17 protein-coding genes and 1 riboswitch are annotated in these 22,157 nt (G+C 51.8%); of the genes, 9 read left to right on the top strand and 8 right to left on the bottom strand.

Annotated elements, in window-relative coordinates:
* The 4 genes from ACFPPD_RS06095 to ACFPPD_RS06080 all read right to left on the bottom strand — a co-directional run.
* Positions 1-745: hypothetical protein (locus ACFPPD_RS06095; protein WP_378081533.1), on the bottom strand; the 745-nt coding region annotated here is incomplete at its 3' end.
* A gap of 54 nt (positions 746-799) precedes the next feature.
* Entirely contained in the window at positions 800-1,666 is an 867-nt protein-coding gene (locus tag ACFPPD_RS06090; protein WP_209750180.1) for an SDR family oxidoreductase, read from the bottom strand.
* Positions 1,667-1,669: 3 nt separating this feature from the next.
* Positions 1,670-2,365 (bottom strand): hemerythrin domain-containing protein, encoded by a 696-nt coding sequence (locus ACFPPD_RS06085; RefSeq protein WP_209750181.1) that lies wholly within the window; start codon positions 2,363-2,365, stop codon positions 1,670-1,672.
* A 187-nt stretch (positions 2,366-2,552) separates the two neighbouring features.
* Positions 2,553-5,492, bottom strand: coding sequence for an AAA family ATPase (locus ACFPPD_RS06080; protein WP_209750182.1), 2,940 nt, complete (start codon positions 5,490-5,492; stop codon positions 2,553-2,555).
* Positions 5,493-5,691: 199 nt separating this feature from the next.
* On the opposite strand from ACFPPD_RS06080, the gene ACFPPD_RS06075 reads away from it, so the two are divergent.
* Both ACFPPD_RS06075 and ACFPPD_RS06070 read left to right on the top strand, forming a co-directional pair.
* Positions 5,692-6,528, top strand: coding sequence for a PEP/pyruvate-binding domain-containing protein (locus tag ACFPPD_RS06075; RefSeq protein WP_378081535.1), 837 nt, complete (start codon positions 5,692-5,694; stop codon positions 6,526-6,528).
* A gap of 14 nt (positions 6,529-6,542) precedes the next feature.
* The gene (locus ACFPPD_RS06070; RefSeq protein WP_209750184.1) at positions 6,543-8,165 is read left to right on the top strand and encodes a PEP-utilizing enzyme; all 1,623 of its coding nucleotides are present in this window, start codon (positions 6,543-6,545) and stop codon (positions 8,163-8,165) included.
* Here the strand turns inward: ACFPPD_RS06070 and ACFPPD_RS06065 are convergent.
* Together ACFPPD_RS06065 and ACFPPD_RS06060 are read right to left on the bottom strand one after the other, a co-directional pair.
* Complete coding sequence (locus ACFPPD_RS06065) at positions 8,160-9,551, bottom strand: HAMP domain-containing sensor histidine kinase (RefSeq protein ID WP_209750185.1); 1,392 nt, start codon at positions 9,549-9,551, stop codon at positions 8,160-8,162. The two genes, ACFPPD_RS06070 and ACFPPD_RS06065, sit on opposite strands and share 6 nt — an antisense overlap.
* Positions 9,536-10,219, bottom strand: coding sequence for a response regulator transcription factor (locus tag ACFPPD_RS06060; protein ID WP_209750186.1), 684 nt, complete (start codon positions 10,217-10,219; stop codon positions 9,536-9,538). Before ACFPPD_RS06060 ends, ACFPPD_RS06065 begins: the two co-directional genes overlap by 16 nt.
* 189 nt (positions 10,220-10,408) lie before the next feature.
* On the opposite strand from ACFPPD_RS06060, the gene ACFPPD_RS06055 reads away from it, so the two are divergent.
* Genes ACFPPD_RS06055 through ACFPPD_RS06035 form a run of 5 tightly spaced genes read left to right on the top strand, consistent with a single transcriptional unit; the run spans position 10,409 to position 15,809 of the window.
* On the top strand, positions 10,409-11,137 hold the full coding sequence (locus tag ACFPPD_RS06055; RefSeq protein WP_209750187.1) for a YceI family protein: 729 nt from the start codon (positions 10,409-10,411) through the stop codon (positions 11,135-11,137).
* 32 nt (positions 11,138-11,169) lie between these two features.
* On the top strand, positions 11,170-11,934 hold the full coding sequence (locus tag ACFPPD_RS06050) for a dioxygenase family protein (RefSeq protein ID WP_209750188.1): 765 nt from the start codon (positions 11,170-11,172) through the stop codon (positions 11,932-11,934).
* A 20-nt stretch (positions 11,935-11,954) separates the two neighbouring features.
* Complete coding sequence (locus ACFPPD_RS06045; protein ID WP_209750189.1) at positions 11,955-12,893, top strand: dioxygenase family protein; 939 nt, start codon at positions 11,955-11,957, stop codon at positions 12,891-12,893.
* 3 nt (positions 12,894-12,896) lie between these two features.
* Positions 12,897-14,162 carry an RCC1 domain-containing protein gene (locus tag ACFPPD_RS06040; RefSeq protein ID WP_209750190.1) on the top strand — a complete coding sequence of 422 codons (1,266 nt, stop codon included), beginning with the start codon at positions 12,897-12,899 and terminating at the stop codon, positions 14,160-14,162.
* A 3-nt stretch (positions 14,163-14,165) separates the two neighbouring features.
* Positions 14,166-15,809: an MFS transporter gene (locus ACFPPD_RS06035; RefSeq protein WP_209750191.1), complete on the top strand. Its 1,644-nt coding sequence runs from the start codon at positions 14,166-14,168 to the stop codon at positions 15,807-15,809.
* A 261-nt stretch (positions 15,810-16,070) separates the two neighbouring features.
* On the opposite strand, the gene ACFPPD_RS06030 is transcribed toward ACFPPD_RS06035, so the two are convergent.
* Positions 16,071-17,036 carry a tyrosine-type recombinase/integrase gene (locus ACFPPD_RS06030; protein ID WP_209750192.1) on the bottom strand — a complete coding sequence of 322 codons (966 nt, stop codon included), beginning with the start codon at positions 17,034-17,036 and terminating at the stop codon, positions 16,071-16,073.
* A gap of 140 nt (positions 17,037-17,176) precedes the next feature.
* On the opposite strand from ACFPPD_RS06030, the gene ACFPPD_RS06025 reads away from it, so the two are divergent.
* A complete protein-coding gene (locus tag ACFPPD_RS06025; RefSeq protein WP_209750193.1) occupies positions 17,177-18,328 on the top strand; it encodes an HD-GYP domain-containing protein in 1,152 nt (383 codons plus the stop codon).
* A 53-nt stretch (positions 18,329-18,381) separates the two neighbouring features.
* A riboswitch (cyclic di-GMP riboswitch) is annotated at positions 18,382-18,475 on the bottom strand.
* A 135-nt stretch (positions 18,476-18,610) separates the two neighbouring features.
* Positions 18,611-19,903 carry a putative bifunctional diguanylate cyclase/phosphodiesterase gene (locus ACFPPD_RS06020; RefSeq protein ID WP_209750194.1) on the top strand — a complete coding sequence of 431 codons (1,293 nt, stop codon included), beginning with the start codon at positions 18,611-18,613 and terminating at the stop codon, positions 19,901-19,903.
* Positions 19,904-19,974: 71 nt separating this feature from the next.
* On the opposite strand, the gene ACFPPD_RS06015 is transcribed toward ACFPPD_RS06020, so the two are convergent.
* Positions 19,975-21,768 carry an acid phosphatase gene (locus ACFPPD_RS06015; RefSeq protein ID WP_209750195.1) on the bottom strand — a complete coding sequence of 598 codons (1,794 nt, stop codon included), beginning with the start codon at positions 21,766-21,768 and terminating at the stop codon, positions 19,975-19,977.
* Between the last annotated feature and the right edge of the window lie 389 nt (positions 21,769-22,157).

The raw sequence follows: 22,157 nt of genomic DNA, 5'->3' as shown, positions 1-22,157 counted from the left end.
ATCTTTTCTGGCCATAAAAAATCCTCCCCTGACTGATTCTGAGGAGGATTATCTCATAGCGATTAGCGGGCTTGAAGGTGGGGAAGGTTTGACGCTTACCTTCAAATCCCTCATGCCCCGTAGCCTGAAATTCTACATCCATTTGAACGACAGCCGGCGCCGGGACGCCTTTCATGCCGCTCAAGTTGGCATGGCTATTCCCTTTGACAAAATCGTCTTGCGCAATCATATATTCGAGAAACACGAGCTTTCCGTTATATACGCCATAGATCGGTCCGATAGGGAGCTCGCCTGCTTGCGGATTTGCCCAATGCTCGCCCATCGCGGGGACGACCTCCGAGATTTTGACGGAGCCTTCGGGCAAGGCAAGAACGTATATTTCTTGCTTCGCTTTATCCCAGCTTACGTTCTGCGCGCCTACCGCGTTTGCCAAATCCCGGACCCAAGCGGTGGGTTCTCCGCTCTTCACCCGAGTCGCGATCGTTTTGCCATTGAATTCTGCGGTTTGCCGCTCCTTGTTAACGGAATAGGTTTTATCGAATAAATCGGCAAATGCTTTAACCGACACATACGCTTTGCCGTCCTTCGATTGATGGTTTGCGGCGGATACCACTTCGACTCCGTTCACTTGAACCGTGAGACCGGCGCTTTTTTCCGTAGCCGCGGCCATAGTCACTCCATGCGCCGATACGTTAGCGCTGAGCAGAATAAACAAACCAAGTGCCATTGCAATCGTTTTTTTCATCGAATATTCACTCCATTTTCTTGATATTGTCTCGTTTGTCATACTTGATCTCATTCAACCCATTTTCCACCGGGCAACGGTTTCGGATACGAAAGCGTCGAAAGAACGGGGCTCACGCTGCAGCAATTCCTGCTGGCGTATGAAGTCTTGTTCTGTTCCCAGGCAACCAAACTTTTGAAAAGCTGCATACATAACCTGAAAATCTTGAGCAAGCCATTCCGGCATCGTCGTAACCGCTTGTTGATACCATGCATCCAGATTATCGCCGGCATACCGAACGGCGGTACCGGCATGACGACTATAGGCTTCAGCGATAGCTTCGCCTGTTAAGACTTCGGGTCCGTTGAGGGGATATTCCTTTCCTTCATATCCGCCCATGAGGAGCGCGTTTGCGGCTGCATAGGCGATATCCCCTACATCGACTCGATTCAATCCAACCGAGCCGAGCGGTTGAGGATAAATCCCATACTGAAGAATGGCTTCGCGAAACCAGTTATCATTCTGGAAGAAATTGTTCGGCCGTATAATCGTATACTTCATACCCGATTGCTTAATCGCTTCTTCGACCCCAATCTTGCTTTTGATATGAGGAATGTGGGTCATATGCGCATGCATGGGCACGGATAAGTATACGATTTTGGGAACGCCCGCTTTTCTGGCCGCATCAACAGCAATAATACCTTGGCTCGTTTCTGTCTGAGCTAGACCGTTTAAGAGAAACACGGCATCCACTTGCTCGAATGCCTTTTCGAAGCTGCCAGGGACCTCCAAATCGCCCTGAACCCAATCTATGGTCCTATTCATATGCTGGTATTTACTTGAGTCCCGCGTAAGGATGCGGACGGATGCCTTGCGGCTTAGAAGCTCTGAAACCAGCTGACTGCCTACAGTACCTGTGCCTCCGATAACAAGAATCTTCATAGCTTATAACGAAACCCCTTCTGCTTTGATTTCTTCTAATACGGCTTGAAGTTTAAGCCAGCTTGTCGGATCCAGTCGAGCCTCCGCCAATTTCTTCATGCCTTCATACGCTTCCTTCGGCGCCGATTTCTTCATATCGTCATACATGACGACCCGTTCCTGATGGCTGATCGCCGGAATCATATAGTGCATGAAGATGGCCATCGCGTGCGGCGGTATGGTTGAACGGATCTGGATGGAGATCGTCTTTAATTGATCGTCCGTCAGATTCTCCCATAGCGCCTTCTTGCCGGGCCCCTCTTCGCGCTCAAGGTGCATGAAGTATTCGGCCGTAAAACGGTTCAGACCTTTGCCGAGTTGATACCAGAGCTTCTCAAGCTCGGCGGGGCGCTGCTTGGCGGCTTGCAACCGATCGACGAGCTCAGCCAGCTCCCCCAGCTTTTGTTCCAAGCCTTCGTGCTCCTCCTCCAACTGATGCAGCGTCTCGGGCGCATATTTTTGATAGGATTCGTTAATATGCGTATCCTCGTCTCTCGAGTGGGACTCCAGAATAATGACGACCCGCTTGAATTCCTCCACGAATGCGTTCACTCGCTCGTGATCGGAACTGTCAATCGACCCTGCCTGAAAGCACAAGCCGCTTAATGCCGACCGGATCCCCTTGTGGACCGGGCCATACAGATCAAATCGACCAAACATGTTCAACTCTCCTTTGGTTTTAACTGAATAACGGTACATTCAAATTACCACGGGCGCGAAGGAGGGCCTATCGAGTGAATTACGTATTCTTTATAAATCAAACGACGTATCCCATTCCGTTCTCGCCCCGATAGATACGTAAAAAAACCGCTAATCCCCGTTCAGGACGGGTGACTAGCGGTTTTCTTCATTCCGTTTCCATCAAATATTTAACCAGAGAGGCTCGCGAGCTAATGCCTAGACGCCGGTAGATGTTCTCTAGATGCGTGCTGACGGTCCGCGGGCTAATAAACAGGGCCTCCGCGATTTCGAAGTTCGTTAACCCTTCGGCAACCAGACGGGACACTTCCATTTCCCGGTTGCTTATTTTGGTTTCTTTCGTTTTCGCGTTCGTCGCGTTAGGCTTAGGCAACCGTACCCCAAGCTTTTTCATAAGCGCTTGCGTCGCCCACAGATCCCGCTCGGCATCTAGATGTTCGAATATTTCCATGCATTGGAGCAGCTTGTTCTTGGCTTCTTCGGGATCGTCCTCCAGCAAGATGTCGGCATAAATAAGCAAGGAGCGTGCATGTTCCAAAGGCATTTTCAACTCCGTAAAATAGCCCGCCGCTTCCTGGATGTTTGTTAAAGCAGATTCCCGATTCCCGTACGCCATCTCGACTTTACTAGATAACCGATTTCCAAGCGCCCATCCGAACAGGTTATCCTCCTTCGTCCCGAGAAGAAGCTCCTTCGCGGTTTCAAGAGCTCCTATCCGGTCGCCTGCGGATAATTGAATCTCGCCCCATAAGGCCGGATTAAGATAAGGATACACAACGTAATAAGGTCTTGTTCGATTCAAGGAAGCATAGTAGTCGGCTGCGCTTTCCGTGCCTAAGGCAATCATCATCTCGATCGACGCCATCATATCCGCGAAGTGTCCGTCTTTTGTCGGGTAGGCAGGGAGAAGGCGCTTAATTTCATCTACGCAAAGCTGAGCCTCTGCGTATTTCCCCATCCATGCAGAAACGACCCCTTTTGTAAAATAGGCATAGAGCAAAGGTCTGCCAACGTCGATTCTCCTTGCTTTGGATAGGCATATCTCCATCTTGGGGATAGCCAGCTTCCAATTGCCGCTGAAGAGATCCGCTTGAACCTGTATCCAATAGCTGCGGATTTCATATTCCAGAATATGCATTCGCTTCGCGACTTCTAAGGCTTTCCCCGAATACGTACTGCTTGTCTCGTACTTACCGCAGAAGATAAAATTAATTGCGCTTACGTAGTAACCGCGAAATAACGTCTCATCCTCAACCTCTGTCTTTTCCAGACTTTCGATTAAAGCTTGTACCTTTCTAGGGTTGAAATTTTCCTTATAGACGCAGCTCGTCCAATATTCGATTTCCGCTACTTTAGCTTGAGCTGCGGCTCGCGGCGTTCCAACCAGCTTATGGACCTCTTGAATTTCATTATATACTTGGCAAAATTCCTCCGCTCTTTTGAGTCGGCCTAATAAAATCAGGCTGGTAAGCAAAAGTTCATAGCGGATTTCAGGAGAATCCTGTTGTCTTCTGGCGATAGCCAAGCCATCTTCCAGATATTGCACGGACTGTTCGATTTCTCTGGATTCCCAGAAGATTAAAGATAATAACCCATGCAGACGGGCGATCTCATTCTGATCGTTATATTGGACATAAGTGCGTATAGCCTCCAGACAATACCGTCCGGCCTCGCTGTATTCGCCCAGCATTCTATGGGCTTCTCCCAAGCGCTGCAGGAGCCAGGGAATTCGCCTTTTTTCCTCGGCCATCTTATTGGATTGGATAAGCTGCAGAGCGGATTTATAATACTTCGCGGCAGTGGCGTAAGCGTGCAGGAAACGGGCCCTCTCCGCGTTTTTAAGGAAAACGTCTACCGTTCGTACGGGATCGGCTTCAGCGCCGGCGCCGTAATACAGATGAGCCAAATATTCGACATCCTCATAGCCGAACTCTTCCAATACTTCAATAAAAAACTTATAGGCGCGCCGGCGAACCATAATCGGAAGCTCTTCGTAAACGATTTCCTTCACTAAAGCATGGTAGATGCCGTAATGGACGTCCATCTCCTGAACTTCTTCGAAGATAAGCCCTGAAGATTTGAGTCTTTGAATGGCTGCCAAAAAGTTGTCTTCGTTCAGTTGCGTGAGGCGATGAAGAATTCGGTGGGATACCGTCCCCTTGGAAATGGCTGCATATAGGAGGACTTTGTGATCTCCGGCATGAATTCTTTGAATACGATCTTTCATCAGCTCTTTAATTCGAAACGGAATGGTTTCGATCGAATGGACGGACAGCGTCCAAACCCCGTCTTGCATCGATAATACGTCGGTTTCAAGCAAAGAATGAAGCAATTCATCAATAAACAAGGGCACTCCCTCGGAATGCTTCATGATTAAAGGAATAAAACCATCCGGCAAGGCAGCGCCGAGCCGATCCGTAATCAGACGGGCAACCCCTTGTTCGCTTAGGCGACCGAGGAGGAATTCCTTAAAAAACTCTTCTTTGCGCAAGGACTGGATAAAACCGTTCACTTGCGCGTTGACGGAACGTTCGAACGTATCAACGGTAAAAACCAGCATCAGAGGAGAAGTGTTCATTCCCCGGCTCAAGTAGTGAAGGAATTCCAAGGAGGCAGGATCGGCGAAATGCAGATCCTCCTGGATAATGACAAGCGGCTCACCTTCCGCCATTCGTTCCACTAGACAAGCCAATGACTCGAAAAGGCGTATCTTTTCTAATGCGGGATCTCCTACTTTCGGCGGTTCAGGGAATTGAAACCGGCGCAGCAGCTTGCCTAAGTCCGGCAGGTCCTTCGTCCAAGCGGCGATCTTCTCCGGATTGACGCCTCGGAATTTCTGATTAATCATTTCGATAATCGGCGTGTAGGCCGTATCGCTCCCGACGGAATAAGAGCGGCCAAGCAAAATATTGCATCGATGCTCGCCGGCGATCTGCATGATTTCTTGGGAAAGCCGGGTTTTCCCGATCCCCGGTTCACCCATTATGGCGATAATGGCGCCATTCCCATCCCTAAGGTTTGCAAGGATCGCAGGAATTTGATTTAAGTGCTTCTCCCTTTCGACGATTTGCGATTTCTTTAATGTCATATTGAAAGCAACCCTTCTTCGGGAAGTCATGGTATTTCGAATTATCTTTAGCTATTTATTCTCCCAATTGCACGACTTTCCTTTTCCGTTACCCTAGGGATCATCAATACGTCATTCTCCTGATAGATGAACGGCTTCAATTCACGTAATATAATTATAGGCATGCATTTCCAATGAGGGGTGTTTTTTCTTGCGCAGGGTGATTCCATTCTCGGGGGCGCAGGCAGATGATGCCATCGGCGGCAAAGCCCAAAATCTGGCGCTTCTGTTCCAGTCCCGGTTCCCTGTTCCCAAAGGATTCATTATCGCCGCGCATGCGTTCGAAAGGGTCCTTCAGAGCAATCAGGACCCCGATTCGTGGGTTTTTCCCGAGACGCTGCGGAATGAAATCATGGCGGCGTATCAAACTTTCGTTACCCCGCCTGTGGTCGTTCGCTCTTCCTGTTCCGCGGAAGACATGGAGTCGGCCTCGTTCGCCGGACAATACGAGTCCATTCTTCATGTGACTTCCGATAACTTGCTGGAATCGATCAAGCGCTGCCGGCTTTCGGTCAATAAGGACCATGCCCGGTTCTATCTGACGCATCGATTCTTGGCAGGCGGCAGGGCGCCGGCAATGTCCGTTATCGTGCAGGAATTCGTAGATGCGGACGTATCCGGGGTTATCTTTAGCAAAAACCCGATTACAGGCAACGATGATGAGATCGTCATAAATTCCAGTTTCGGATTAGGCGAGGCGGTTGTGTCCGGGTTGGTGACGCCAGACCTGTTCATACTTCCGAAACAAGGGGCTGCGGCACAGAGGAAAGAACTTGGCGATAAAGAGCATAAGACCCTCCTCGGTCCGAATGGAACGCGTCTGGTCGATACGACCGCGGAAGAAAAGTCGAGCTTTAGTCTACAGAATGAACAGCTGCATGAACTGAAGAACGCGACGCTGGCCATTGAAAAGCTCTTTGGTCACCCCATTGATCTTGAATTCGCGTACCGGCAAGGAAAACTCTATATTCTGCAAGCAAGGCCGATTTCGACATAGAGGAGAGAAACGGGATGAACCGCTTATCGGACTTGAAGAAAAGCTTGATATTGAGCGAAACGGATAAACAGCAAGGATATTGGATGCTGGATGATACGCACTTCCCCAGACCCTTAACGCCTCTGTTTGCCTCCTTTATGATGCCTGCCGTAACATCGGGATCCCAAAGAGCCTTCGAGAACATGAAAATGCCGATCGCCCAATTCATCGTGAAGTCCGATAACGGCTATTATTATCAGATGATGCCTCCTCATCCTGAGCCGTTCGAGGAGAGAATGGTCAAGCATAAGATGAAAATGATGGCGTTTTTTCCGCAGATCAGGTCGTATATGGAGACCAGGGTCAATGAATTCTATATGCCATTTTATAATAAACTGTCGGAACGATCTGCTGGGCCGATATCGATGGAAGAAGCCCTGCAGTATGTGGAAGAATTGCAGCAATTCTATACGAAAGCGTGGCAATACCACTTTGAAATCAGCATACCTCCAACATTGTTGGCAATTGCGTTGGAGGAAGCTTACGGACGGGTGACCGAAGCAGAGGATCCTAGCGAGGTCTACGATCTCATGCAGGGAATCATGAATATGTCCCTCGAAACCGACCGCGGGTTATGGCTTTTAGCCAATCAGGTTAAATCCTCCGCTTTACTGCGCTCTATTCTTGAGACATCGGAGAATCCGAGCGAAACGCTGGGGCATTCGGCTGAGGGCAGGGCCTTCATGAAGGAACTGCAGGATTTCTTAAGTATCTATGGTCACCGTACGGCGAATACCCATGGTTTCACGGAAGAGACTTGGTTTGAGAATCCATCTTATGCCCTGTCAATCATTAAGAACTATGTACAAAGCGATTACGATTTCGACGCGGAGTTCAAGGAAGTCATGGCCGAACGCAACGCAAAGGCGAAGGAACTGTTCGAACGCCTTCCCGATGGTGAACCGACGGAACGATTTAAGACAATGTATAACTGGGCATTAAGCTGTTGGGGCGTTGACGAGGATCATCATTTTTACATCGATGCCATGATAGCTGCCAAGTCGCGCTACTTCCTTAAGAACATAGGACGCACCTTGGTGCGTCATCGGATTCTGACTGGCGAAGAGGACATTTTCTTTATCTACCTGGACGATTTGTTGGAGGTCTTACAGGAGCCAAAGCCTCTCCATGAGGTCGTGGAGCAGAATAAAAACAGATTTAATGAAGATCGAAACCGGAAGCCGAGCCCATTCTTTGGCGTCGAACCCATTCAGACGCCGGATCCGGTCATCGAACGTATCTTCGGTCTGCCTCAACCTACGGAAGATCCAGCGAAAATCCTTAAAGGATACGCTGCTTCCGCGGGGATCTATACGGGGAAAATTAAGGTGATTTACGGGCAAGACGACTTCGCAAAGCTAAATAAAGGCGATATCCTCGTGTGTAGAACGACGACGCCGCCATGGACCGTTCTATTCTCGATTGCTGGGGCCCTCATAACCGATGCAGGCGGGATCTTGTCCCATGCGAGCATTGTTGCCAGGGAATATAAGCTTCCGGCCGTAGTCGGGACGAAGGCGGCGACGTCCATCCTGAAGGATGGAGATCGGGTCACGGTAGATGGGACGAGCGGTGTTGTTTCCTTTGAACCCTCATAGCGGCACCGTCAACGCGAACGAGGTTCCCATTTCGGAGCTTTCTCTCAATTCGAGATTGCCTCTCTGGGCTTGCGCGAGTAATTTGCTGAACGCCAAGCCTAGACCGAGCCCGCGTACGGTATGTTTCTTATTCTCCCCGCGAAAGAATCGCTCGAACACAAGGCTTTGTTCGGATGGAGGGATGCCGGAGCCGTTGTCGAAGACGACAATTTCGGCGTATCCGTCGTTCCGTTCGCGCAAGGAAATGTTCATTCGGAGCGGGCGGTCCGGATGCTTGGACTGCGCGCCGTTATTGAGCAGATTGACTATAATTTGCTGAATGCGGAGCGGGTCGCCTTCCACCTCGATCAAACGTCCGGGCAGAGAGAGTTCAGGCTCGCGGATGTCCTCGTCCTGGTGCAGCGTCCATTGATAGATGATTTCCGACAGAAGCGCGGCCGCATCCAGTCGCTCGTGGCTCACCTGGACGAGTCCGGCTGCCAAAGAGTTGTAATCGAGCAGGTCGACGATCATTCGTTCCAGCCTGCCGGTCTCTTGAAGGGCGATCTCAAGAAATTCGTCGGCTTCTTCGTCTCGAACGACTTTTTCTCTGACCGCATGAACGAGGCCTTTCACGGAAGTCACGGGCGTTTTCAACTCATGCGTCAATCCTGCCAGCATAAAAGCACGGGAATGCTCCAATTGTTTCAGTTTGCCGGCCATTTCCTTAAACGAGACGATGAGCTCGCCCAGTTCCCGCTCCTTCGGACTCGCATTGATCTGGATATCGTAGTGCCCGAGGCTGATTTCGCGGGCAGCGGACGCCACTTTGCGAATCGGGCGCGCCAGCTTTCTGGAAAGCAAATAAATCATCAGCCAACCGAGCGCGGTCAAGCTGACGAGCAGCAAAGCGATCACCCATTGCACTTCAGGCCGATTGGTCAAAGACTCGGTCGGCTGAAGCAGCGTCACTTGCCCGATCTTTATGCCGTCGTTATCAATTGGAACCGGAATCGCCTTGAATCCGCGCAGACGGGATTTATCGAGTCTCTCGTTCAGCTTCTTCGGAAGATCCGCTTGCGTCATAGGCTCGTTAGAGTAAAGAAGTTTGCCATCTTTATCCGTCACGATAACGCATAACCCGGGTCCGATCTTGAAAAACCGGGAGTGTTTCTTGATATAGTCATTCATGTCCCGCGGGATAACGACGGTTCCGGCAGGATCGACAAGATAACTTGCGATATCCTGCGCGAACAGTTCGCCGGTCTGCATGCGGCTATCCATCGCTTCCCGATTGGTCCACCAGACGGAGGCAGCGGCAAGCGCCAGCAGCCCGATGACCAGGATGATGAAATATCGAAGGGTCCAATACGATAAGATGGAAGTTTGCTTCAGTTTTCGATCCAAAATTGATACCCCGTTCCCCGTAAAGTCCGGATTTCCCCTTCTTCGGCAGGCCAATGGGACAATGCCTGCCGAATCCGCTTAATGGACAAATCGACCGCGCGGTCGCTTCCTTCATAATCCGTTCCCCATACATTCTCGATGAGCCGGTCCCGGGTAAACGTCCGGTTCGGGCGTTCCGCCAAATAAAGCAGCACCGCCATATCGCGGGGCATCAAGGTGACTTCCGCGCCGTTCAGGGTCACGCGCTGGCCGAGGGAATCGATGCTCAAGCGGCCGAAGCGGCTTTGTCTGCCCCCGTCCGTCCATTGCGACGGCCGGCGCAGCACCGCTTGAACCCGAGCGACGACTTCCTCCGGTATGAACGGCTTCGGCATGTAATCGTCGGCGCCGCCGTTCAGTCCGGATAGCCTGTCGTCGATCCCGTCGCGGGCGGTCAGCATGATGATCGGACAACTGCTTGTTTCGCGAATTCGGCGAAGAACTTCCCATCCATCGATATGCGGCAGCATCACGTCAAGAAGAACGAGCGCGGGCGGTTCCTGCGAGAACGATTCCAGCGCCTTCCGTCCATCCGCCGCCAGCGTAACGCCGAAGCCGGCTTTGCGTAAATAGGCGGTCAATACGCGGGCGATCGCGGGTTCGTCTTCGACAACCAAAATCGTTTTCAAGCGGACAGCTCCTTTCGACCTTGTTGCCCCCATTGTAACAACCGTCGGGAAACCCGGCAATCATGCGATATTCGTTCAGCCTGAGGCTGCGAGTAAATTCCATTTTTATGTACATCGACATCTGTTAGACATGTTGGGCTGATAAAATGGACACGAATGTGCGCTCGCTAAATAGATAGGAGAGAGATTATGAAGAAAAAGCAGGTTATCATTTTGGCGGCGGTTATTGCAGTGATTGCGATCGGAATCGGTGCTTATGAGGCGTTCAACCGCTATCTCGGCAACAATGTGGAGATCGAGTCGGTCATGGCTCCGCAGGAAGAGACGGCGACGACGAATGGGGCTGGCGAAGCTTCGGCGACAACGGGTGCAACTGGTGCGGCGGTATCGTCCGACAAGCTGAACGGCGCATGGAGTATCGCTAACGGTTCCAAGGTCTATTGGTCGGTCACGACGTCGAAAGAAACGGTCAACTTCGTCGACGAAGCGGTGACGGGCTCATGGACAGTCGATCTGAACGAAGCTGCGTCCATGGCAGGCGAAGGGGTCGTCGATATGACCGCGCTTGATTCGGGCAACAGCCAACGGGACAACGATGTGAAGGGGCGCGATGATTTGCTTGCGGTCGCCCAATATCCGCAGGCGACTTTCAAAACGAAATCCTTCTCGTCCGTACCGGCCGAGTGGAGCGAAGGAACCGTAGTCCCGCTTACGATTACGGGAATATTGACGATCAAAGGGAAAGACAAAGAAGTGACGTTCGACTCAAACGCAATGTACAGGGACGGGCAGCTGCTTCTGTCCGGCAAGACCATGGTGACGTTCTCCGATTTCGGCATGACCAATCCGCATTCGGTCGTTCTGGATACCGAGAATGAATTCACCGTGCAGTTGGAGCTTGTATTAGATAAAGCGTAAGTTGATGCAAATACAAGGAAGAGGTTAAACATATGAAAAAACATAGTTTATTCATCCTTTCCATTTTGGCAGTTATGCTGATTCTCGGCGCTTGTTCCAACAATAATTCTTCGGAATCGGCAACCGGCAGCGATGCGCCATCCGCAGAGGAAACTTCTACCGCCAGCACCACGACGGAGCCTAGCGCTACGTCTAGCGCTTCCGCCTCGACGGAACCTAGCGCTACGTCCAGCGCTTCCGCCTCGACGGAGGCCGCCGACGATAGCGGGCTTACCAAGGAAGTCACTCAAGGTCCCTACTATGTTACCGGTACGAGCGAGTTGACGGACGGCAACCTGAACTATGAGAACCTGACCGGCACTAAGATCAAGGTGCAGGGTTATGTCTATGCGGGGGCTACGGGCACGACGCCGGTCGCGGGAGCCATGATCGAAGTTTGGCATGCCGACGATAACGGCAGCTACCACCCCAACGGCAACGGTCCGGCAACCGATTACGGCGCCGACGAGATATCGCTTCGCGGTTACGTATTGACCGACGAGAAAGGTTACTACGAGTACGCCACGATCTATCCGGGCGAATACACGGGCCGTACGCGCCATATTCATACCAACACGACGGCGGATGGTTACAAGGGCGTCATTACTCAGCTGATTATCCCAAGTCTGGACGGCGACCAAATGCCTGCCGATCAAGATAATATCGCCCAGAGCTTGCCGGCGTACAACCAGGTTACCTTCACGGACGTCGACGGCGTTCCGACGACTACTTTCAACTACCGAATCGCCCCTAACTAGAACAAAGGAGGAAAATTCGCATGCTCAGAAACCTTACGACAGGCCGCAAAGGCTTTATTACCGGAATCGTGTTGACCGCCGCTTTGACGCTTCCGTTCACCTCGTTCGCCGAGTCGCTGCAGAAGAAGATTACGGTAACTTATAACAATATTAAAGTCACCGTGAACGGACAGTCCGTCACCTTGAAGGATGGATCCGGAAAGGAGATGGAGCCGTTCATCTATAACGGGTCGGTGTACGTGCCGCTTCGCGGCGTTACCCAAGCGCTGGGCGCGAACGTCTCGTTCGATAACACGACCAAAACCGTCATCATTACGAACGGTCCCGGCAACGGCGGACCGGGCGGCCAACCGCCGGAAGGCATGACTTCCGGCAGCGGAACGACTTCCGCTTCCTCCGGTTCCGCTATAACGGCAACCGACGACACCGGATTGACCCAGCAAGTTACGCAAGGGCCTTATTATGTTACGGGCACAAGCCAATTGACGAACGGCAACCTGAACGATGACAACCTGACGGGCACCAAGATCAAGGTGCGCGGTTATGTCTATGCGGGGGCTACGGGCACGACGCCGGTCGCGGGAGCCAAGATCGAAGTTTGGCATGCCGACGACAGCGGCAGCTACCACCCCAACTCCAATGGCGCGGCCAGCAATTACACCGCGGACGAGATTTCGCTTCGCGGCTACGTGCTGACCGACTCGAAGGGGTACTACGAATACACCACGATTTATCCGGGCGAATACACGGGCCGTACGCGCCACATCCATACCAATACGACGGTTAACGGCTACAAAGGCGTCATTACGCAGCTGATCATCCCGAGCCAGGCTGGCGATCAGATGACCGCCGATCAAGATAATATCGCCCAGAGCTTGCCGGCGTACAACCGAGTCGCCTTCACGACCGTTGACGGCGTTCTGACGACTAACATTAATTACCGGCTGGCCGCCAACTAGAAGATGAGCAGACGCATTTCTCCGCTTACCGTTCTATTTGGAATCGTCGCGATCGTTGTGGTTGCCGGAGTGATTTATAGCCTGCTTCCCGCAAGAGTTGCCGGCGAGACCGTTATTAAGGGCAACGGCAAGAACGCCCTCGGTCAGCTGGCCAATTATTCCACCGGCGGCACGAGCAGCATGATCGATATTCCCGAAAAAGTGTCGCAGGTGGCGGCCGGCTTCGACCATTCGCTGGCGCTGACCGAGAATGGCACGGTGTACGCTTGGGGCGATAATACGTACGGTCAAGTCGGGATCGGCAGCGCCAAGGGTATCGTGAGCGGTCCGCAAAAGATCGAGGGACTGCCTCCCATTGCCGAGATCGGCGCAGGCTTTCGCCATAGTTTGGCGCTCGACCGCGAAGGCCGTGTTTGGGTTTGGGGCAATAACATCGCCGGGCAGCTGGGCACGGGCGATCGGGTTGATCTGCGCAAACCGACTAAGATCGGCCTGCCGGGCCAAGCCTTTTCTATAGCGGCCGGGCATCGCTTCTCGCTTGCGACGCTCGATAACGGCAAGGTGTACGGCTGGGGCGCCAAGTGCGAGAAAGACACCAAACGGTCGTTCGCCGAGCTGATGCGGCTGATCGGACAGTCGGCGACGGGGATCAGTTACTATGTGGACGCCAACGCCGACCCCAGCAGCAGCGACACGCAGGAGATCTGCGAGTTTCAGGGGTTCGTGGCCGTGAGCAGCCTGACGCCGATTGAAATACCCGAGCTGGCCGGCAGCACCCAAATCGTGGCGGGCTTCGGCCACGTGCTGGCTCTTCAAGCCGACGGCACGGTCAAGTCGAAGGGCTGCAACGCCTACGGTCAGCTTGGCTATCCGACGGCGGATATCGTACCGGCCGAGACCATTCCGGGGCTGAAAGGCATCGTGGCGATCGCTGCCAGCACGCGCCACTCGATGGCGCTCGATCGCGACGGGAAGGTGTGGGCATGGGGCGCGGACAACACCGGCCAATTGGGCAAAAACCTTGGCAACCTCGAAGGGGTGTTCGAACCCGAAGCGGTTGCGGGTCTGCCGAAAATAACGAGTATTGCCGCCGGCCACGATTTCTCCCTTGGATTGGATGAAGAAGGACGAGTATGGGCGTGGGGCGCGAATAAGAACGAGCAAACGCCCGGGATCGAAACGACTGCCTACAACTCCACGCCGAAGCTCACGAGTCTTTCGAATGAAACCCATATTGCGGCAGGAGGGGCCTTTACGCTGGCCTATTAAACAATGAACATAACAACGAAGCGAAAAACGGCAACCTTTTTAACCCGGAATGTCATCGTTCTGTCGATCGTCAGCTTTTTTACGGATATCGCCACCGAGATGCTTTATCCCATTATGCCGCTGTATCTCAGCGATATCGGGTACGGCGTTATTCTGATCGGTTTGATCGAAGGGATGACGCAGCTTGTTGCCGGCATGATCAAGCTCGCGAGCGGGATCTACTCCGACCGCCTTCAGCGGCGCAAAAGCTTGGTGAATACCGGCTACGGCATTTCGGCGCTCGCAAAACCGCTAATGGCGGTGTTCCCGGCGTACTGGGCGATCTTTGGCTTTCGTCTGCTTGACCGCTTCGGCAAAGGGGTGCGGAATGCGCCGCGCGACGCCTTGCTCGCGGACGTGTCCACCCCGGTAACCCGCGGCAGGGTATTCGGCTTTCACCGCGCGGCGGATACGCTGGGCGCGACGCTCGGTCCGTTGATTACTCTGGCGATTATGTATTTTTACAGCGAGAACATTCCTCTTATTATCGGCCTGACGGTCGTGCCGGGTATTGGCGCCGTCGTTGCCGGCTGGTTTATTCGGGAGTCGAAGGAAAAGACGGAGCTGCCCACCGCCGAAAAGGGCGGCATGAAAGGGTTGTACCGCCGTCTGAAGACGCACTACCAGACGGCTACGGTCCAATATAAACGCGTTCTGTATCTCATTACGGTCATTACGCTGATGAAAAGCACCGATATTTACTTGCTGCTCCGCGCCCGCGAGCTGGGACTGAGCGATCTTCTGATCATTAGCGCCTACGTTGCCTACAACCTGACGGGCGCCATTCTCATCTACTATCTCGGCTCGCTGAGCGATCGAATCGGCTTTGCCAAAACATTCGCGATCGGTACGCTGTCGCTGGGCGCGACGTATATGCTTCTCAGCCAGAACGAGCTGCCGCTCACGCTCGTCTTCGCCGCTTTCGTCATTTATGCGGTGTTCCAGAGCGTCTATGAAGGCCTGACGAGCGCGTGGATGTCGCTTCATATTAAGCAAGAGGACCGTGCTACCGGCCTTGGCACGATGATGGCCTTTCAGGCTGTCGCCACCCTCGTCGGAACGCTGGCGATCGGATTCGCTTGGGCGGGCTTTGGAGCAAAGATCGTTTTTGCGATAACCGGATTGTTGGCGGTAGGGCTTGCGGCATACCTGCTCTCGATTCCGCAGCGGGATTACGATAGCAAGACGGATTTCGGCCGCAAACCGTATGTGGAGGATATCAAAAAGCTGACGGTGGATAACGAAACGTTCCGCACCGCGATCTGGACCGGCGGGCAGCTGCAAGTCACGGTCATGTCGATCCCGGTAGGCGGCGAGGTCGGTCTGGAAGTACATAAAAACATCGATCAGTTCCTGCGAATCGAGGAGGGCGACGCCCTCGTGCTAATGGGACCGAGCGAAGGCGATCTTACCTTCGAGCAGCCGGCGCGGACGGATAGCGCGATTTTCGTGCCCGCCGGCATGTTCCATAACGTCGTCAACACGGGCAACAAACCGCTCAAAATCTACAGCATCTACGCGCCGGGCGAACACCCCTACGGCACCGTTCACCGAACGGCCGACGAGGCCGATCGCGCGGAGCTGACCGAACTGCTGGAGGACGATTGAGCGGGCGACCCCAAAATCGTTTCCGGCGCGCAATGAACCAGCCGTTGGAAATACGAAAACAACCGCTCCGCGGATTTCAATCCGAGAGCGGTTGTTTTTATTATAAGCCGGGCTACATTCAGTTGCGGGGAGAAGTGCTCCGTGATTCAATAAAGGAATAAAAGTCCATCGTCAGGCGCACAATGCTGATAGTTGGACCTACGAAAGGCCCATACAGGGGCACTCAATTTGTCCTATTTTAGCACATTATGCGAGTGCTTGTCACTTCTTCTCGACAGACTCCAAAAATCCCTTCAAGCTATCGGCTACATAGTCGGGAGCTGATTTTTTGATCTGCTCCACGGTATGCAGGTATCGCTGCGTTGTCGTAATATCCGTGTGTCCCAGCGACTGTTGAACTTGCTGAAGCGATGCGCCGTGAAGCAACGCCAGAGTAGCGCTGGTGTGGCGAAACCAGTGGGGGGTCGCTTTCTTAGTCAAAGAGCACGACTTCCGGGCTTTGACCAAGATCCGGTCGACCTGACGAACGGAAATCGGGAAAACCCGATTGTCAGATGGTTCCCCCGGGTTAAGACGCTGATCATTGCGGTATTTCAAAATGATCTCCCAAAGGATGTCCGGCACTTTTACGTCGCGCGATTTTCCCCCTTTGCCCCTTCTGACGATAAGCCATATGGAACTTCCCATTACGGCTTCCTGAAAATCATTCCATTGCAGCCGGACGAGTTCGGATACCCGAAGTCCCGTCAAGGCAAGCATCAGCCCCAGTAAATGGTTTCGGTTGCTTTGCGATTTCAGTGCGGCAAGCAGCTTTTCGAGCTCATTCATGGTCAAGTAGCGGTTTCGGTCCGAGATATGGATTCGGGGCAGGCGAATCGGCGTCGTTGGATTATGGGGAAGCAGTCCGATATTGGGATCGCTGGCCCATTTGTATAGAGACCGAATGGAGGCGAGATGCACTGCGGCAGAGGCGGAAGACAGCTTTCGACCTTCGCTTGTGAAGCGCCCCGTCAACAATGCGTTTTTATAGTCCTCGATATCCGTCCATTGGACGTCGCCAAGCCTTTTGGGATAGATGAACTGGCGAAAGCGCTCGATCGCGAACCGGTAGTTGCGGATCGTATATTCGGATCGGTCGCGATAGGACGCAAGAAACAGATTGATTATTTGCTCGTCAGTCATTTCAAACGAAGGGATCGGAGCTTGGCATACAACGGACTGGCTCATCAGCGTTCCTCCTTATAAGGGTCCAACTATCAGCATTGTAAGACACGTCCTTCTCTCGTCTTATCTATTGCGGATTAAGTTGGGTCAGAAGGTGTCGGAAGGCGCATTTAGAGAAGAGCGGTTAAAAGGAGCGGTTCGTTATGAAAGAGGTTACGGTATCGGGATTAATGCCTGGATCGGTTCTTGCCAAGCCCGTCTTAGGAAAAGGCGGCAATACGATGCTGGAGACAGGTACGACGCTGACCGAAAATTATATCCGGCGGCTGAAGGATTTAGGGATTACTTCCGTGTACGTTCAACCTTCCGAATTGATCGGCTTCAAAGGCAAGCTCTCGCCAAGCGCCTACTCCAACGCCGGTTTATCCTTGAAGCTGCTTCCCGACAATGACAGGGAGGCGCTGAAAGAAAACGTGAAAGCGAGAATGGAAGCTGCATCCATGATGCAAGACTTCAGCGAGTCGAACCCTAATTTAGAAAATATCGGAGCGCCGATGCGTAATCCCGGCAATAGACGAATATTGCGCAACATCTGGCAAGAAATCATCAACCAGCGGATATTGATCGATGAATTCAGCGTTCTTCTCCAAACGGACCGCTTCATGTTCGAGCATTCGCTGCGGGTCGGGATCCTTTCATCCGTGATGGGAATTGCCCAAAGCTACGATCAAAGCAAATTATACGAGCTAACCTTGGGCGCTTTGTTGTTCGACATCGGAATGACCTTGATGCCGGCGGAATTAATCCGAAAGCAGCGCAAGCTTACCCCGGAGGAAATGAAGCTGATTCAACGCCATACGACGGAAGGATATCGAATATTGTCATCCGTTCCGGGAATCCCTGCAGCTTCCGCGAAATGCGCGTTGCTGCATCACGAACGATTCCGCGGAGAAGGTTATCCATTCGGGTTCAAATTTCATGATATCCCGGTAGAAGCTCAAATGGTCGGCCTTGCCGATCTGTACGATGCCTTGATGTCGCCGCGCCATCACCGAAAGGCGTTCTCGCCGGGAGATGCGATGGAATATTTGTTCGCGGCCGGCAATTACGATTTCGACTTGGAGCTGGTGCAGATTTTTTTGAAGAACGTTTCGGTTTATCCGGTGTCGTCGGTCATTCAATTAAGCAGCGGCCAAATCGGGATCGTAACCAGCGTCGACAGCGAACTGAACCACAGGCCGATCGTTCGAATCATTCGCGAAGCGGACGGCTCGAAAGTGTTGATACCTTATGATCTGGATCTCAGAGACCATCGCAACGTCGTGATCTTAAGCAATTTGTCCCTCTCGATGTGAAATGGCCCATGAGACGAAAAAAACCCACCAAAATAGAGTGGGTTGTCTCATATTTCGGCGACCAGGCTGGCATGACGCGGTGAATACCGCGCTTTAGCCCCAACGGTTTTGCGGCCTTGCCTTTCGACAAGTGTGCCTTTATTCGTATATGATAATGATTTTCATTCCGAAGAACTAGTCTGATTGTACTAAATAACCATTATTGTGTCATCCATTTTTGAAAAAATGTCTATTTTTTGTATAGAAAATTCCTGTCCAAACATAAAAGGAGGAACACCCGCGATGATTTCCCGATCGATCGAAGCGGATTGGAACGGCACGTTCATGCAGACGGAGACGGTTGTCCGCAGCCTTATGGGAAAGAAACGTTCCTCTGAAAGCGTCTTTTGTTTGTTAATCCATGTACGCAATCTCGATCGTATCGCCGATCTTCTGGGAGACGAACGGGCAACGCGGATTCGGAACGAAATCGCAAAATCGTTAAGCTGTTTCGGCTGGGCGGAAAAAGCGCTTTGCTTTCGTTCGAACCGGTTCGTCGTGCTGCATGCCGGAAATCGGAAATCATGCACGGATTTGATGGAACGTATAGGAAGGATGTTCCGCGATACCGCTTTTCACGGCATTTTCTTTCAACCGGTCGTAGGCGCGACGGAACTTCATTCGAACGACAGTCCCATGGATCGCCTTTTCATGGAGATGGATGTGGCTTCGAGATCGGCCGAATCGGGGCATCAGTTGTTCGAATTCTATTCCGAGGAGATGTACAGGAACATGCGGCGGCTTGCCGAATTGGAGTGCGATCTATTCAAAGCCGTGGAAAATAAGGAATGGGAGGTGTATTATCAGCCTAAAGTTTCCGTGGACGAACACCGGATCGTTGGCGTCGAGGCTTTGATCCGTTGGAATCGCAACGGCGAAGCCGTATCTCCCGACTTGTTTATTCCGCTTGCGGAGAAGCTGGGATTAATCGGGCATATCGGGCAGGCCGTTATGGATAAAGCATTCGGCTTCTTGAGGTTGTCGTCCATGAAGGACCGTGTTCCGATCGTGCTGTCCGTTAATCTGTCGCCTTATCAATTGATGGAACCGGACTTTACTCAGTCCGTTATCCGGCTCACTGAAAAGCACGGCGTAAATCCCCGCCGAATCATGTTTGAAATCACGGAGTCGGCTTACATGCATCATTTCGACAAAGCTCAAAACGCGATTCGGCAATTAAAGGAGCTCGGCTATACGTTTTCGCTTGACGATTTCGGAGTCGGTTACTCCTCCTTTCAATACTTGTCCCGCTTGGATTTCACGGAATTGAAATTGGATAAGAGCTTTGTGCAGAGTCTAGCCCATAACCGCAAAAACCGCGTCATTATTCGCTCCATCATCGGATTGGCCAAGCAGTTAGGCATCGCCATCGTCGTTGAGGGGGTAGAGACCAAGGAGCAGTGGAAAACGTTAAAAACGTTGAATTGCCACTCCTATCAAGGGTATTACTTCAGCAAGCCGCTCTCGGCGGAAGAGTGGATCAACCTTCTGGCGGGTAAATTTATTCTCGATACCAAAACACTGATCAAAATTTGATGCAAAAAAACGCGTCATAGAGGTATATGACCTCTATGACGCGTCAGTTCTGGGAGAGCTTACCGGGTTTATTATTTTGTGACTTTTAACTGGATACTATTGGACTTATAGATAACCTTCACTTTGTACTTGCTTGGTAAACCCACGGTCTCTATAGAAGAAAATACCCCTTGATGCTTGCCATAAGTTAGGATAGCGACGCCGTTGGCAGGCACATATTTGTTCGTAAAATTCAGACGTAATTTTCCATTAGCTTTCACCGTGCCCTTAATAGCGAGCAGATCATTTTTACTGCCAATGTTAAGCTCAAGCGTACCTTTGGCAGCTTGCGTGTAATTTCCGCCGATGATGAGCCGTCCGGACACATTTTCAGTGAGAGTTCCGCCGTTATTCGTAACGTCGCCTTTCCCGAAAGCCGTCTCCGAATCACCCTCAAGCGTGCCTCCGTTGAGCTGCGTACCGCCGGAATAAGTGTTTTTTCCCTGCAGCTTTAAAGTGCCTGTTCCCTGTTTGGTCAGCTTACCGGTTCCGGAGATATCGTTGCGCCAGCGATCCGAGGCATGGAAACCGCCTTTGGAAGAATCCATTGTTACTGTTACGTTATTGGCAAAAGCACCATAACCGTCCGCGGCGGCAAAGAGATTAAGCCGTCCCCATCCCTCAGGATCATCAAGCACGGGATAGCCGGATGGAAGACCGGTAGTGGCCAAAACCCAACGACGTTGCGTGCTGTCCAGGTAAGGCAGACGTGTTTCGAGCAGGACTTCCGCTCCCTTAGGAACCACCATGGGGTTAGTCGTTGAATGAATCGGACTAAATCCATAGGTCAAACGTTCCGTATATTCTTTTTTGTTCTTGGCATAATCGCTGAATCGATCTACCGCCGTACCCGTTTGCGTTAATAGTTTGCTGCGAGCATCATCATAAGCCGCTTGCTTGATCGTGTTATTGATTGGATCGGACAAGACGGCAGCCGATACCGCTGTTGCCATGACACGTGCTCCCATGACATCAAGCGGCGAATGATGACCGGCAACAATACGGTTGTGTCCGAGTTCCGAAGCTCGCGTAAGCAGCTCCTGGTAACGCTCTGGTATAGCATACGCCATCGCGATCGCGCTGATATATCCAGCATTGGTATGGCCGCTAGGGAAGCCGCCGTCATTGGACGGATCGGAGTTGATTGCAGGCTTCAGCGTTGGAACAACGATGTCAGGGCTGCTCCAACGAAACGGGCGAGGATATTTATAATATTTTTTAGCCGAAGACGTTGAAGCGTTGCTATTGCGGAACGTATGGACCAACGTCACGATGCTGCCGAGACTGGAAGTCGGGTCGCCTGCACCGTATTCATCTGGGCCTCCTGCATCATCATATTTAACAGTCGTGGCATCGGCCGGAATACTGTTGATCGTTGTCGTCGCCCCCGCGTTAAGCCGATAGACATCGGTAAGCGAACCAAGGCCATCGATAACGCTGTAGCTCTGTTTTCTACGATCATCATAATAGGCGGCATCCGCCTCGCTGGGAGTACGGCGAGCAGCAATGTCTATCACTTTTTGAATGTTGGCATCCAGCACTTTACTGTTTAGTTTGGTACCCGTATCCCAGGTAGCGCCAGGTGTCCAAAGCTCATTAAATCCGGAAAGCAACCCGATTGTCGGATTTGAATTTACCGTGTTATTAGCAGAAACGTTATTTTTGTAGTTGTCTACAAAATACCCCCAAGATGGCGGCGCTGGCAGAGCAACTGTTGTTGCTGGTGTTGCTGTTGTCGCCGCGCTCGCATAACTTCCACTCAGTGAACTTAGAAGTACTGGCAGAGATAATAAAGCAACGGATAAATGCTTCCTTGGTAATTTCATTCTCCAATCAAATCCTTTCTCAAGATCGTTTTTCGCTCATCTACCAAAATGGTTGGCATAAAAAAATAATATCCTTTGTTTGTTAAATTCCGACCAAACTATTGTAATTTTTTATTAATGGGTTTTTTTTGACCGGAGTTAACTGTCGCTTGAGTTTTCTTTTATTAGCTGCTCAGTCAAAAACGTTCCGTCGTCAGATCGATTGACCGAGACGGCGGCTTTATCCCATCTCGAGTGATAAATCCATGATTCATGCGTAACTCGATTCCGATTGGTGCCATCGTCGAATAGCACCACTTTCCTTCTTGCTCTTAGCTTTTCTCGCATGAACCAGATCCGCGATCGTTTGTTTTTTTAATTCATCTTCCATTGTCAATCTGACCGAGGTG

It is taken from the genome of Cohnella suwonensis, from assembly GCF_042655365.1.
Classification (GTDB): domain Bacteria; phylum Bacillota; class Bacilli; order Paenibacillales; family Paenibacillaceae; genus Cohnella; species Cohnella suwonensis.
Note: the sequence above shows the minus strand (reverse complement) of the source record. Positions and strands in the feature narration are given on the sequence as shown.

Bases quoted from the DNA above. Each gene is read 5' to 3' on its own strand.
- ACFPPD_RS06045 (WP_209750189.1), top strand. From the start codon at position 11,955: ATGCTCAGAAACCTTACGACAGGCCGCAAAGGCTTTATTACCGGAATC.
- ACFPPD_RS06080 (WP_209750182.1), bottom strand. From the start codon at position 5,492: ATGACATTAAAGAAATCGCAAATCGTCGAAAGGGAGAAGCACTTAAAT.
- ACFPPD_RS06025 (WP_209750193.1), top strand. From the start codon at position 17,177: ATGAAAGAGGTTACGGTATCGGGATTAATGCCTGGATCGGTTCTTGCC.
- ACFPPD_RS06035 (WP_209750191.1), top strand. From the start codon at position 14,166: ATGAACATAACAACGAAGCGAAAAACGGCAACCTTTTTAACCCGGAAT.
- ACFPPD_RS06050 (WP_209750188.1), top strand. From the start codon at position 11,170: ATGAAAAAACATAGTTTATTCATCCTTTCCATTTTGGCAGTTATGCTG.
- ACFPPD_RS06085 (WP_209750181.1), bottom strand. From the start codon at position 2,365: ATGTTTGGTCGATTTGATCTGTATGGCCCGGTCCACAAGGGGATCCGG.
- ACFPPD_RS06055 (WP_209750187.1), top strand. From the start codon at position 10,409: ATGAAGAAAAAGCAGGTTATCATTTTGGCGGCGGTTATTGCAGTGATT.
- ACFPPD_RS06030 (WP_209750192.1), bottom strand. From the start codon at position 17,036: ATGAGCCAGTCCGTTGTATGCCAAGCTCCGATCCCTTCGTTTGAAATG.
- ACFPPD_RS06020 (WP_209750194.1), top strand. From the start codon at position 18,611: ATGATTTCCCGATCGATCGAAGCGGATTGGAACGGCACGTTCATGCAG.
- ACFPPD_RS06070 (WP_209750184.1), top strand. From the start codon at position 6,543: ATGAACCGCTTATCGGACTTGAAGAAAAGCTTGATATTGAGCGAAACG.
- ACFPPD_RS06090 (WP_209750180.1), bottom strand. From the start codon at position 1,666: ATGAAGATTCTTGTTATCGGAGGCACAGGTACTGTAGGCAGTCAGCTG.
- ACFPPD_RS06040 (WP_209750190.1), top strand. From the start codon at position 12,897: ATGAGCAGACGCATTTCTCCGCTTACCGTTCTATTTGGAATCGTCGCG.
- ACFPPD_RS06015 (WP_209750195.1), bottom strand. From the start codon at position 21,768: ATGAAATTACCAAGGAAGCATTTATCCGTTGCTTTATTATCTCTGCCA.